The sequence below is a fragment of the Flavobacterium sp. genome (genome assembly GCF_044377315.1).
Taxonomy (GTDB): Bacteria; Bacteroidota; Bacteroidia; order Flavobacteriales; family Flavobacteriaceae; genus Flavobacterium.
In genome coordinates this window covers 17,766-29,427 of the sequence record NZ_JBILJG010000008.1, presented here as the reverse complement: position 1 = coordinate 29,427, position 11,662 = coordinate 17,766, and the positions used below count along the sequence as shown (strand labels likewise).

The window sequence follows — 11,662 nt, the reverse complement described above, 5'->3', positions numbered from 1 at the left end:
ATGAAAATTCTAATAATAGAAGATGAAAAAGGAATTGTAAACTTTCTTAAACAAGGTTTGGAAGAAGAAGGTTATTCTGTTACATCAGCATGTAACGGTGCAGATGGATTAGAACTAGCCATAAACAATACATTCGATTTGATTCTACTAGATTGGATGTTGCCAAAACTGAGTGGAATTGAAGTATGTAAAGCAATACGGAAAAATAACAAAATCATTCCAATTTTGTTTTTAACAGCCAAAGATACAGTTCAAGAAACTATAGAAGGTTTAAAATCTGGTGCTAATGATTATATCAAAAAGCCATTTTCATTTGAAGAACTTTTAGAAAGAATAAAAATTCATTTTAGAGAAACTGATGAAAATGAAATTTTAACTTTGTCGGATATAAAAATTGATTTATCTAAACATCAAGTTTTTAAAGATAAAAAAGAAGTTTCTTTTACACAAAGAGAATTTGAATTATTGGTATATTTGATAAAAAATAAAGGTAAAGTTTGTACTCGAAACCAAATTATAGAAGACGTTTGGAATATTCATTTTGAATACGATACTGGTGTAATCGATGTATTTATGAATGCCGTTAGAAAAAAACTCAATCTTTCTAAAGAAGACGATTGTATCAAAACTATTCGAGGCGTTGGCTATATTGCAAATTAATTTTTAATGTTAAATCTATCTTTTAAAAATAGAATTGCCTTCAATTATATCATTAGCACAGCGTTATTGATAGCTTTTGTATTCGTAATAATTTATCAAGTAATTCATTTTAGTGTTGATAATCATATTAATGAAGATATTAAAGATGAAGTAAAAAAGCATCTTGAAGAAATTGAAATTGATAGAAATGATGCTTACTTAATTCAAGTAGATCAATGGCGAGCAAGAGAACATAATACTGTAAATGTAAATCCTGTTTTCGTTCAGTTTTTAGACATAAACAATCAGTTAATTGATAAATCTCCTAACTTAAAAGATATTTCACTCAAACTTTATAAGAAAAATAAAGAATATATTTTAATTGACACTTATCTAAATAAAAAACCAATTCGTCAAATTCAAGTTCCGTTATTTGATGACAATAAAGTTATTGGTCATCTTATTGTTGCCATGTCTCTTGATGATGCAACAATGATTTTGTCAAATCTGAGAACTATTTTATTTATTGCTTTTCCGTTAATTTTATTTGTTTTATTCTTAGTTGCCCGATTAATTGCCGGCAGAAGTATAAAACCAGTAACTTCAATTATTGAAACATCTAGCAAAATCACAAAAGATAATCTTAAGTCTAGAATAACGCTTCCAAATAACAAAGATGAGTTGTTTATACTTTCCAAAACTATAAATGATTTATTAGATAGAATTGAAGATGCTGTAGAACGAGAAAAACAGTTTACTTCAGATGCGTCTCACGAATTGCGAACACCATTGGCAGTTATTAAAGGAACATTAGAGGTGTTGATTCGTAAACCACGTGAAAATCAAGAATATGTGGAAAAAATTAATTTCTGTGTTTCAGAAGTTGATCGATTAAATTCTCTTGTAGATGAATTACTCTTATTGGCAAGATTTGAAAATCAAAAGCGAGATAATAAGATTGAAAATGTCTATTTAAATGAATTAATTTTAGAAAGTTTGTCCCGTTACTCGGATAAAATTAAAAAAAATAATATTGTAGTTTTTACCAATTTTAATAACGATTTTAATATCCAATCCGATTATTATTTAGTTTCAATTATTATAAGTAATTTGATTTCAAATGCGATTAAATATTCCAAAAATGGTGGCAAAATAAAAATTGAATTAAATAAAACAGAAAAAACAACCCAATTAATTATTTCAGATGATGGCATTGGTATTCCTGATGAAAATTTAAGCAAAATATTTAACTCATTCTATAGATCTGACAACTCCAAAAATCCAGAAATAAAAGGAACAGGTTTAGGACTTTCAATTGTAAAAAGACTTTGTATTTTATTGAATATTGAAATCCAAATTGCTAGTGAAGAAAATGTTGGAACTATTGTGAAATTAATCATCTCTTAAATCAATTTTAAGACAATCTTATTCTATTTTTTTAAAAAGTATCGTTATATTTGATGTAAGTATTTATTCTACTACTTAAATTAAAAAAATGAATAACTCAAAAAAATATACCAAAATAGGCTATATCTTTAGCGTTAGAGAATACTATAAAATGGGAATTATGTAATTTATTTATACTATTTTATAACCTTAAACTTTTCATAAAGACTATCTTTAATTAATAAATAACTAAAAATAAAATTTTAAATTATGAACGACGCACATTTACACATGGTAGTAAACCACTTTCCAATTATTGGTATAATTCTTGGATTTGGTATTTTAATTGCAGGAATGTTTTTAAAAAACAATTCGGTTAAAAATACGGCCTATTGCTTGTTTATTGTAGGAGCTATTTTTGCTTTTGTAAGTATGTCAACAGGTGAAGGCGCAGAAGAAATGGTAGAAGATATGCCTTCTATTGGAAAAGAAATTATTCATGAGCATGAAGAAATGGCCGAAAAATTAGCCATTGTCCTTTATCTTTTAGGAGTTGTATCTATAGCTGGAATATATACTAACACCAAGAAACATGCTCAAGCCAAATTAGTTTCGTTTTTAGCGTTAATAATTGCTGCTATTGGCATCTTTTTAGGGAAAGAAACTGGTACAACTGGCGGTGAAGTTCGTCATACAGAAATTAGAGAAAATGCTGGGACAAAAACTGAAACAGCTACAACTGCTAAAGAAGAAAATGAGAAAAACGAAGAATAGCGTTTGTTAAAAACGCATTAAAAAGCAAAATGTAAGAAGGTGAACACTTTTTAAAGTAATTTTTTTACTATTATTTAACAAATCAACAAATTGAAAATCATAAAAAAACTAATTTCAATATATATGAAAAAATATCAAATTCTATCGTTACTTCTATTTATAGGCGTTTCTGTTACAGCTCAATTTTCCCAAAAACAAATACCATACGCCTATACTGCTTTAGAGCCTTTTATAGATGGGCAAACTATGGAAATACATTATAGCAAGCATCATGCAGCTTATGTAAAAAATCTAAATGCCGCTATTGTTGGTACGGAAGCCGAAAAAATGGCTGTAAAAGAGATTTTTGCCAATGTTTCAGAGTTTTCACCAGCCATCAGAAATAATGCGGGAGGACATTACAACCACGAATTGTTTTGGTCGATTTTGACTCCCGAAAAAAACACAAAACCATCTCCTGAATTAGAGAAAGCTATCAATGAAGCATTCGGCAGTATGGATGTTTTAAAAGAAAAGCTAAATGCAGCTGCTGCAACCCGATTTGGTTCTGGTTGGGCTTGGTTATATGTTGATAGTGACAAAAAAATAGCTATTTCTTCAACACCTAACCAAGATAATCCTTTGATGAATATTGCCGAAAGTAAAGGAACCCCAGTTTTAGGAATAGACGTTTGGGAACACGCTTACTATTTGAAATACCAAAACAAACGCACCGATTATCTAGCCGCTATTTGGAATATAATTAATTGGAATGAAGTTAGTAAAAATTATAAAGCAGCAATCAAAGGCACATTTGAAGATTAGACGGTTTTAAAAGATTTTCACAAAATAATGTCGCAAACGATTTTCCCATGTGAAGAATTGGAAAGAAATCTACCATTTTTTAAAGAAAAAATAGTTACTTAATAACCAATTTTTTAGTAACCGATTTTGAACCTGAAGTAATTTTGGTTAAATAAATACCCGAAGCCAAATCCAATTGAATTCTTGTTTGGTTTGTAAATTGTTTGGTCAAAGCTATTTCGCCTAGCGTGTTGTAAACTTCAACAACTCCAACTCCATCTATTCCAAATAAATCAACATAATCATTAGCAGGATTTGGATACATTACTACTTGTAATGTATCAAAATCATTTGTTTTTAAAGAAGAATTCCATACTTGACCAGCGTTTGCTCCCCAAATATAATCAGCCAAATTAGGAAAATCAATAAATGGATTTCGGTTGTGTTGCCAAGTATAAATGTAGTTGTTTCTATTCATTTCAAAATCATCGGCAGGATCTAACTGATTCCATGCTAAAAGTGTTGCTAAATCGCCTAATTGACCAATAGTGGAATCGACTGGATTTCCGTTTACCAAACTCAATCCGTTGTAGCGAACTGCCATATAAAACAAGGAACGAGCCACGTCACCTTTCCAAGAATTGGCTGTCGAGCCACTTGGTCCGTTATAATCTAATGGACCATAATCTTTGTTATTTCGGGAAGAATTTGCTTGACCATCAACGGCTCTGATGTGATGCGCATCTGTAAAACCAGCACCAATATCATCTGCATTTGTTGGAAACCAATTATTAAAACCATCAGTTGGCAAATCATAATCAATTCCAGAACCATAATTACCACGCGATTGCGGATAAATATGCTCTCTGTTCCATTTCCCAACAATACTTGTTCCAAATTGCCTGTCTAATTTTGAGCGGGGCACTTCAGAATAAATCAACCAAACCTGATTATTATTCGCCGGATTTTGATCGGCAACTGTAATAATATCATACACTTCTGAATAGGTATGCACTCGCACTTCATCAGGATTAGCAATAATATTTTGAATAGCTTGTTTTAAAGTTGCACCAGCCAAATTTTCAATAGAATTATAATAACCAGTTGGCTGCGTACTTGCTAAAGAATATGTTGGAGTTGCTGGTGTTCCAAAACTAGAAACATTAAAATTAGCATCTAAAACTCTAACAATTATATTATTAGTTTGGAGATAATAAGGAATTGCAGGAGAAGTTACCGAAATTTTTAATTCTTCATCACCTTCTAATATACCGTCATTCAACAAAGTAATTGTAGTTGAACCCATCGTAGAACCAACTGGTATAGTAACAGAGAGGTTTCCAGTAAAATCGGAAGTGTTAAAACCAAAGTTATTTAAACTAAAATTGATAACCAGCGGAGAAGTAGCAACGGTTTGCGAAGTAGAAAAATTTAAAGTAAACGATTGTCCTTCAGAAACTTCAAGAGCCGTTGGAATACAATTGATGTAGTTAAAAACAACTCCAGAACCGTCATTATTCATACCAGGAGTTGGCGCTTTTATTTCATAAGTGCCATCTGTTTTACGCTGAATTGATACATATTCAACATTAATATTTAATCCTTCGTTTTGAGATTGTGTTAATCCAAAAGTTGACATTAATGTTGTTGCAACAATTAAATCTCCATTGGCATAAGCCACAGCGTCAATTAAATTTGAAGCAGTTGCAGATGTATTTAAAGGAAAATTTGATGCATTAGCTTGAAATATTGCTACAGCATCTGGGCCATTTTGAATTGAATTTGTTGGTAACGTTATTGAAGGTGAAGGTGAAACTGCCGCATTCCCTATCACAAAAATTCCATTTGCATCGGTTGAATAACCATCTAAATCCAATGCTAAATAACTTAACGCACCTGTTCCTGAGGAAGTTCCATTAAAAAAAACTAAAACATATCCATTCAAAGAAAAACTTGGTGTTGCCGATTTTAATTCTACAAATTCAAGAGTATCCGCTCCAGCAGTATCAGAATCAATTTCATTAATTACTAATTGGGAAAAAGAATTGATAGAAAATAAAGAAATTATAAGAGCAAAAAGTGCTTTTTTCATTATAAATGTAGGTTATTAATATACAAATATAACTTTTTTTATTCATTTCAAACTTTAAATTACCATTGTAATTGGTTACTTTTTTAGATTGAAAATCATTTTAGTAAAAATTAAAAATAATATGTACTTTTGCAAAAATTTAAAAAAGACAATAGTTCCTTTAGGTATGAAAAAAATTAATGAATATCGCGCTTTGTTTGAAGTTGATAAAAATGTAGAATTAAAAGAATTGAAGACCATTTATAGAAACTTCATGAAAGAATGCCATCCTGACAAATTTGGTAATGATCCTGAAGGTCTAAAAGTTGCCGAATTAAAAAGTCAACAAGTTATTGAGGCGTATCACTTTTTGGTAAGTATCAATCCAGAAACCATCAAAAATGGCAAACCTGAATATGATCAAACCATTGCCACGTGTACAATTACCGATTATAAATACGAAAATATTAGGTTAATTGTAAACTTTTCTAACGGAAGTGTTTATGAATACATTAGTGTTCCAAAAGCAACTTATATTAAAATGGTAAATGCTGAATCGCCAGCACGTTTTGCTAAAAGACATATTTTTAATGCTTTCCCTTACAGAAAAGTGAGCAATCAAGAATAAAGGAATAAATTCCAAATAACAAAAAAACCAAATTCAAAAAAAGTAATTTTTAAGAATTTGGTTTTTTTATATCAACTCAAAACTTCCATCTCCCATCTTCAAACTAATTTTCTAGCCTTTTCTAAATCTTCTGGTGTGTCTATTCCGATGCTTCCGTGTTCGGTTTCTACCATTCTGATTCTTTTTCCGTATTCTAAATAACGAAGTTGTTCTAGTTTTTCAGAAGCCTCTAAAGACAGCATTGGCAAACGGTAAAAATCTTGCAAAGCTTGTTTTCTGAAAGCATAAATTCCGATGTGTTTCATATAGCGAACACCAACATTTTCTTCTCTTGGAAATGGTATTACAGAACGCGAAAAATACAATGCAAAACCTTGTTTGTCAGTAATCACTTTTACATTATTAGGATTGTTGATTTCATCTTTATCGCTAATCTGAAACATCAAGGATGCCAAATCCACTTTGTTTTCGGTATCGTTTTTAAAAACAGTAATTAATTCTTCTAAAGGTTTTTTATTGATAAATGGTTCGTCACCTTGCACATTTACTACAATATCAACATTCATATCCTGAACAGCTTCGGCAATTCTATCACTACCCGATTCGTGTTCTTTGCTACTCATAATTGCCTTTCCGTTGTTGGAAACAATTTCATCAAAAATGATGGACGAATCTGTTACAACAAACACATCATCAAAAAGTTGCGTGGCAATTGCAGCTTCATAGGTTCTTAAAATAACAGTTTTTCCACCTAAATCCTGCATTAATTTGGCAGGAAATCTGGTAGAGGCATATCGAGCTGGAATTACGGCGATTATTTTCATGAAAAGTTTAGAATTTTAAAAGTTTAGGAGTTTAGGAGTTACTTTCTGAATATTCTATAAACCCAATAAATTAGTAGAAACAAAATAACGACTATTACAATTGCTAAAAGCTGAAGCCAATCCGATTCCGAGAAATATACTTAAAATGGTTTCAGTTGTTATCATTAATTAAGAAATTTTCTAATTTCAGAAATTACTCCATCATTTTTAAAAAAATTTTCGTCTTTAATTTCATTTCTTCCTTTTTCAATTGCGGTTTTTTGCTCTTGACTTAATTGAAATAAAGCTTGCTCAGAAGAATCAAAAATTGTTTGAAGCGCGTTCAAAAAATTCAAATCTTTAGAATCTTTTATTCTTGAAATCAAATTCTTTTTTAATTGTGAAGTTGTACTCATTTCATTCTTTTTTTTTTAAAATTAAATATTTAATTTTAATTTTGGACTTTTTCATACTTATTAAAATCCTAAATCGCGTTCAATTTCTTCCATTTCGATGATGTCGTGTGCTTCTAGTTTGGTTGGTACAATGGCCAAACTTGTCGGCACTTTATTAAAATCAAAATCATTTACTACCAAAACAAATGATTTTTTATTTTTTTTATGAAGTTTGGCTAAAGGCATAAACGATTTAATGTTAGCAACCGTTACATCTTCGTGTTTTAGTAAATCAAGAATTAAATTTTGATTTTCAAACGTTTTGTATTCGCGCTCTAACTTTTGCACAAAAGTTTCTAGATTGTTTTGTGTTTCTCTTATCGTGGTTGTATGTCCTTTGGATTCTACTTTCATAAGTTTAAATTTTTATTAGATCTGCAATTTCGATGCCAATAAATAAATAACCGCCATTCGTATCGCTACACCGTTTTCAACTTGATTTAAAATCACCGATTGTTTAGAATCAGCCACATCTGAAGTAATCTCTACTCCTCTATTGATTGGTCCTGGATGCATGATTACGATTTCTTTATTCAATGAATCTAATAATGCTTTGTCAACACCATATTGTTGAGCATATTCTCTTGTTGAAGGAAAATAGTTTACATCCATTCGTTCGTTTTGCACTCGTAACATATTGGCAACATCGCACCACTCTAGTGCTTTTCTCAAATTGGGTTCGACACTTACACCAAGTGATTCTATATATTTTGGAATCAATGTTTTGGGTCCGCAAACTTTTACTTCCGCACCTTGCATTTGCAGCGCATAAATATTAGATAATGCTACTCGCGAATGCAAAATATCGCCAACAATCACCACTTTTTTTCCACCTACTTCTCCCAATTTTTCTCTGATTGAAAAACTATCGAGTAAAGCCTGCGTTGGGTGTTCATGTGCGCCATCACCTGCATTTATGATACTTGCTTTTACATTTTGTGATAAAAAGTAAGCTGCTCCAGGGTTTGAATGTCGCATCACTACCATATCCACTTTCATTGAAAGGATATTGTTAACCGTATCAATAAGCGTTTCTCCTTTTTTAACCGAAGATTGCGCTGCTGAAAAACTAATAACATCGGCTGATAATCTTTTTTGCGCTAACTCAAAAGAAAGTTTGGTTCGGGTGCTATTTTCAAAAAAGATGTTGGCAATGGTAATATCTCGAAGTGAAGGAACTTTTTTAATGGGACGATTGATGACTTCTTTAAAATGGTCGGCTGTTTCAAAAATGAGGTTGATATCTTCGGGTTGTAGATATTTGATTCCTAATAAATGATTTACGCTTAATTCCTTCATTTTAATTTTCAGTTTTAATTAAAAAAACGCCGTTTTCACCATCTTTTTCATTCCAACACACTTTTACTTTTTCGTTATTTATTGCATCAACTTGTCTGCCACGATAATCGGGTTGAATTGGCAAATGCCTGCTAAAACGTCTGTCAATAAGAACCAATAATTCTATTTCTGATGGGCGACCAAATGACTGAATAGCAGTCAATGCCGCACGAATACTTCTTCCTGTAAATAAAACATCGTCAATAAAAACTACTTTTTTATCTTCAACTAGAAAATCTATTTGGGTTTTATTGGCGCCGAGTGGTCTGTCATTTCGTCTAAAATCGTCTCTGAAAAAAGTAATATCGAGATACCCTAGCGCAATGTTGGAAATACCATACTCTTCATGCAAAAGTTTCTTAAGTCGTTCAGCTAAAAAAGTACCACGCGGTTGAATTCCTATCAAAACGGTAGTAGAAAAATCTAAATGATTCTCTATCAATTGACAAGCCAAACGATGAAGTATGATATTGACTTCTTGGGAAGTGAGCAATATTTTTTGACTCATAGTGCTGTTGTTTGGGATGCAAATATAAATAAAATTCTTGGAATACTAATAATCTAACTAAACACAATAATGATTTGACACAAATTGTATTAATTAGCACAAGTTAATCAACGTTTATTTTGATACTACAAATTAAGTCATAATGGTTTATTTCAATAATTAATGTGGTAACTTATCTTTTATTATTCCATAAACATAAGTTCCTACTAGCGCTCCTGCCAAAATTACTACAATTGATAACATTCCTGTTCCTAATAAAATATAAATTGGTCCTGGACAACTACCAACCAAAGCCCAACCTAGCCCAAATAAAATACCCCCAATTATGTAATTTACAAACGTTTTTTCTTTTGGTATAATTTTGATTGGTAAACCTTTATAATCCTTAATTTTTCTTTTCTTGATTATAAAAATTCCTAAACTACCAGTAAGAACAGCTACCCCAATAATTCCGTACATGTGGAAAGATTGAAAATGAAACATTTCGTAAATTCTGTACCAAGAAATGGCTTCAGATTTGGTTAAAACCACACCAAAAACAAATCCAACTATAAAAAATCGTAGTAATTTCATTTCTTAAAAAATTAGAGGTAAAATATAATGAGCCATTATCAATCCGCCAATAAAAAATCCTATTACGGCAATTAATGATGGAAGCTGAAAATTGCTCAACCCCGAAATGGCATGCCCAGAAGTACAGCCACCCGCATATCGAGTACCAAAACCTATCAAAAATCCACCGAAAAGTAAGATGCAAAATCCTTTTAAGGTTTTGACAGACTCAAAACTAAAAATCAAATCGGGAGCAATTTTACCATTTGGAGCATCAATTCCCAATGTTCTTAAATTTTCAATCGTTCTAGGATTAATACTTACAATGGTATCACTACTCATAAAATGGTAAGCAAAAAAACCACCTACAACTGCACCAAACACAACTACTAGACTCCACTTTTGTTCGCGCCAATCATTATCAAAAAAATTTCCATTTTTGCCAGCACCAGCAATCGTGCATAATGTTCGTAAGTTAGATGACATACCAAACGTTTTGCCAAAATAAGTTAACGTAAGCATAATCAACCCGATAATGAAACCTGAAATGGCCCAATGCCAAGTATAAAATAATATATCCATTCCGATTTTTTTTTACAAAAATAAGCATAAGAATTATTTTTTCAATGAAATCCGATTATACTTTCAAATATTACTTTAATTTTGAATAAAATTTAGAAATTGACATGAAAAACTATGCATTAGAGTTAAAATGGGCGATAAATTATAGTATTGCTTCACTAATTTGGATGATTCTTGAAAAAACGTTGGGTTGGCATGATCAACATTTAGCCAAACAAATACTATATACCAATTTTTTCGCATTGGTTGCCATAGCAATTTATGTTTTTGCGCTTTTGGATAAAAAGAAAAAAGACTACAATGGTGTAATAACATGGCGACAAGCCTTCGTTTCGGGAATGATACTTTCTTTTATAATTGCTGTTTTTAGTCCGCTAGTAAATTATATTACTTACACATACATAACACCGGGTTATTTTGATAAAATGATAGACCTAATAGTATCCAAAAAAAAGCAAACAATTGATCAAGTAACAGCCCTATACAATATGAAAAGTTTTATTTTTCAAGGGATTTCAAATGGATTATCGATGGGTGTAACTTTTGGCGCAATTGTTGCTTATTTTATTAAAACTAAAACCACTACAAATGAAAAATAATTTCACTTTTGTATTACTTTTAAGCATTATTTTAATGGGATGCGTTAGCACAAAATCAACTATTAAGAATATTGATAACAATGCTCCTATTCCAATATTGATTAAAGAAAATACTTTTGTAATTACGGAGTATAGTAAAGACAAAAAATATGGTTATGACAAAGATTATCCTATAAATGTTTTTTATAGAAATGCGTCTAATGAAACTATAAACCAAGAACGTTTTTTGAATGCATTAGCTGGTCCAAATGGAGAAAAATTGAACTATAAAAAATTAGAATCTTGTTGCCCGTTTCCAACAAAAAATAATACCGTTGGAGCAGCATTTTTAGATTTATATGAAATTACATGGCAAGGTCAAGAAAAACCAATTTTGCTCTATTTCAACATTTATGAAAAAGGTGCTTTACTAGTTCCAGTTGGATTGACTTTTAAAAAGTAAGTTGGTTATCGACACGAATTATTACAAACTACTTTGTGTATCATTTCATTAAAAACTATTATGTTTAATTTATTAAATCATATTATCACTAGAATATTTTGT

General features: G+C 30.9%; 15 protein-coding genes. 7 read left to right on the top strand and 8 right to left on the bottom strand.

The genetic code is table 11. The features are described 5' to 3' along the window. The 4 genes from ACIQ66_RS03940 (at nucleotide 1) to ACIQ66_RS03925 (ending at nucleotide 3,603) form a co-directional block, all read left to right on the top strand. Entirely contained in the window at nucleotides 1–660 is a 660-nt protein-coding gene (locus ACIQ66_RS03940) for a response regulator transcription factor (protein WP_396211503.1), read from the top strand. A 6-nt stretch (nucleotides 661–666) separates the two neighbouring features. Further along, the gene (locus ACIQ66_RS03935; RefSeq protein WP_396211502.1) at nucleotides 667–2,046 is read left to right on the top strand and encodes a sensor histidine kinase; all 1,380 of its coding nucleotides are present in this window, start codon (nucleotides 667–669) and stop codon (nucleotides 2,044–2,046) included. Between the two features lie 249 nt (nucleotides 2,047–2,295). After that, nucleotides 2,296–2,799: a hypothetical protein gene (locus ACIQ66_RS03930; protein WP_396211501.1), complete on the top strand. Its 504-nt coding sequence runs from the start codon at nucleotides 2,296–2,298 to the stop codon at nucleotides 2,797–2,799. Nucleotides 2,800–2,922: 123 nt separating this feature from the next. Continuing rightward, a complete protein-coding gene (locus tag ACIQ66_RS03925; RefSeq protein WP_396211500.1) occupies nucleotides 2,923–3,603 on the top strand; it encodes a superoxide dismutase in 681 nt (226 codons plus the stop codon). 94 nt (nucleotides 3,604–3,697) lie between these two features. Here ACIQ66_RS03925 and ACIQ66_RS03920 read toward each other — a convergent pair whose 3' ends face one another. Continuing rightward, nucleotides 3,698–5,674: an endonuclease gene (locus ACIQ66_RS03920; protein ID WP_396211499.1), complete on the bottom strand. Its 1,977-nt coding sequence runs from the start codon at nucleotides 5,672–5,674 to the stop codon at nucleotides 3,698–3,700. A gap of 166 nt (nucleotides 5,675–5,840) precedes the next feature. Between ACIQ66_RS03920 and ACIQ66_RS03915 the strand changes: the two genes are divergently transcribed. Beyond that, nucleotides 5,841–6,281: a KTSC domain-containing protein gene (locus tag ACIQ66_RS03915; RefSeq protein ID WP_396211498.1), complete on the top strand. Its 441-nt coding sequence runs from the start codon at nucleotides 5,841–5,843 to the stop codon at nucleotides 6,279–6,281. Nucleotides 6,282–6,379: 98 nt separating this feature from the next. On the opposite strand, the gene kdsB is transcribed toward ACIQ66_RS03915, so the two are convergent. The 7 genes from kdsB to ACIQ66_RS03880 all read right to left on the bottom strand — a co-directional run bounded on the left by kdsB (nucleotide 6,380) and on the right by ACIQ66_RS03880 (nucleotide 10,519). Beyond that, nucleotides 6,380–7,105 (bottom strand): 3-deoxy-manno-octulosonate cytidylyltransferase, encoded by a 726-nt coding sequence (gene kdsB, locus ACIQ66_RS03910; protein ID WP_396211497.1) that lies wholly within the window; start codon nucleotides 7,103–7,105, stop codon nucleotides 6,380–6,382. A gap of 164 nt (nucleotides 7,106–7,269) precedes the next feature. After that, the gene (locus ACIQ66_RS03905) at nucleotides 7,270–7,500 is read right to left on the bottom strand and encodes a hypothetical protein (protein ID WP_396211496.1); all 231 of its coding nucleotides are present in this window, start codon (nucleotides 7,498–7,500) and stop codon (nucleotides 7,270–7,272) included. 60 nt (nucleotides 7,501–7,560) lie between these two features. Then, entirely contained in the window at nucleotides 7,561–7,893 is a 333-nt protein-coding gene (locus ACIQ66_RS03900) for a ribonuclease Z (RefSeq protein WP_396211495.1), read from the bottom strand. A gap of 15 nt (nucleotides 7,894–7,908) precedes the next feature. Then, nucleotides 7,909–8,838: an aspartate carbamoyltransferase catalytic subunit gene (locus ACIQ66_RS03895; protein WP_396211494.1), complete on the bottom strand. Its 930-nt coding sequence runs from the start codon at nucleotides 8,836–8,838 to the stop codon at nucleotides 7,909–7,911. 1 nt (nucleotide 8,839) lies between these two features. Beyond that, nucleotides 8,840–9,385, bottom strand: a complete 546-nt coding sequence (gene pyrR / locus ACIQ66_RS03890) for a bifunctional pyr operon transcriptional regulator/uracil phosphoribosyltransferase PyrR (RefSeq protein ID WP_396211493.1) — start codon at nucleotides 9,383–9,385, stop codon at nucleotides 8,840–8,842. Nucleotides 9,386–9,544: 159 nt separating this feature from the next. Then, entirely contained in the window at nucleotides 9,545–9,958 is a 414-nt protein-coding gene (locus ACIQ66_RS03885; RefSeq protein ID WP_396211492.1) for a DUF6691 family protein, read from the bottom strand. A gap of 3 nt (nucleotides 9,959–9,961) precedes the next feature. Next, nucleotides 9,962–10,519: a YeeE/YedE thiosulfate transporter family protein gene (locus ACIQ66_RS03880; RefSeq protein WP_396211491.1), complete on the bottom strand. Its 558-nt coding sequence runs from the start codon at nucleotides 10,517–10,519 to the stop codon at nucleotides 9,962–9,964. 104 nt (nucleotides 10,520–10,623) lie between these two features. Here ACIQ66_RS03880 and ACIQ66_RS03875 point away from each other — a divergent pair, with 104 nt between their 5' ends. Together ACIQ66_RS03875 and ACIQ66_RS03870 are read left to right on the top strand one after the other, a co-directional pair. Continuing rightward, nucleotides 10,624–11,118, top strand: a complete 495-nt coding sequence (locus tag ACIQ66_RS03875) for a DUF4199 domain-containing protein (protein ID WP_396211490.1) — start codon at nucleotides 10,624–10,626, stop codon at nucleotides 11,116–11,118. Further along, nucleotides 11,108–11,560 carry a 2-dehydro-3-deoxyphosphooctonate aldolase gene (locus tag ACIQ66_RS03870; protein WP_396211489.1) on the top strand — a complete coding sequence of 151 codons (453 nt, stop codon included), beginning with the start codon at nucleotides 11,108–11,110 and terminating at the stop codon, nucleotides 11,558–11,560. Before ACIQ66_RS03875 ends, ACIQ66_RS03870 begins: the two co-directional genes overlap by 11 nt. The last annotated feature ends 102 nt before the right edge of the window (nucleotides 11,561–11,662 follow it).

Bases quoted from the DNA above. Each gene is read 5' to 3' on its own strand.
- ACIQ66_RS03940 (WP_396211503.1), top strand. From the start codon at position 1: ATGAAAATTCTAATAATAGAAGATGAAAAAGGAATTGTAAACTTTCTT.
- ACIQ66_RS03935 (WP_396211502.1), top strand. From the start codon at position 667: ATGTTAAATCTATCTTTTAAAAATAGAATTGCCTTCAATTATATCATT.
- ACIQ66_RS03930 (WP_396211501.1), top strand. From the start codon at position 2,296: ATGAACGACGCACATTTACACATGGTAGTAAACCACTTTCCAATTATT.
- ACIQ66_RS03925 (WP_396211500.1), top strand. From the start codon at position 2,923: ATGAAAAAATATCAAATTCTATCGTTACTTCTATTTATAGGCGTTTCT.
- ACIQ66_RS03920 (WP_396211499.1), bottom strand. From the start codon at position 5,674: ATGAAAAAAGCACTTTTTGCTCTTATAATTTCTTTATTTTCTATCAAT.
- ACIQ66_RS03915 (WP_396211498.1), top strand. From the start codon at position 5,841: ATGAAAAAAATTAATGAATATCGCGCTTTGTTTGAAGTTGATAAAAAT.
- kdsB (WP_396211497.1), bottom strand. From the start codon at position 7,105: ATGAAAATAATCGCCGTAATTCCAGCTCGATATGCCTCTACCAGATTT.
- ACIQ66_RS03905 (WP_396211496.1), bottom strand. From the start codon at position 7,500: ATGAGTACAACTTCACAATTAAAAAAGAATTTGATTTCAAGAATAAAA.
- ACIQ66_RS03900 (WP_396211495.1), bottom strand. From the start codon at position 7,893: ATGAAAGTAGAATCCAAAGGACATACAACCACGATAAGAGAAACACAA.
- ACIQ66_RS03895 (WP_396211494.1), bottom strand. From the start codon at position 8,838: ATGAAGGAATTAAGCGTAAATCATTTATTAGGAATCAAATATCTACAA.
- pyrR (WP_396211493.1), bottom strand. From the start codon at position 9,385: ATGAGTCAAAAAATATTGCTCACTTCCCAAGAAGTCAATATCATACTT.
- ACIQ66_RS03885 (WP_396211492.1), bottom strand. From the start codon at position 9,958: ATGAAATTACTACGATTTTTTATAGTTGGATTTGTTTTTGGTGTGGTT.
- ACIQ66_RS03880 (WP_396211491.1), bottom strand. From the start codon at position 10,519: ATGGATATATTATTTTATACTTGGCATTGGGCCATTTCAGGTTTCATT.
- ACIQ66_RS03875 (WP_396211490.1), top strand. From the start codon at position 10,624: ATGAAAAACTATGCATTAGAGTTAAAATGGGCGATAAATTATAGTATT.
- ACIQ66_RS03870 (WP_396211489.1), top strand. From the start codon at position 11,108: ATGAAAAATAATTTCACTTTTGTATTACTTTTAAGCATTATTTTAATG.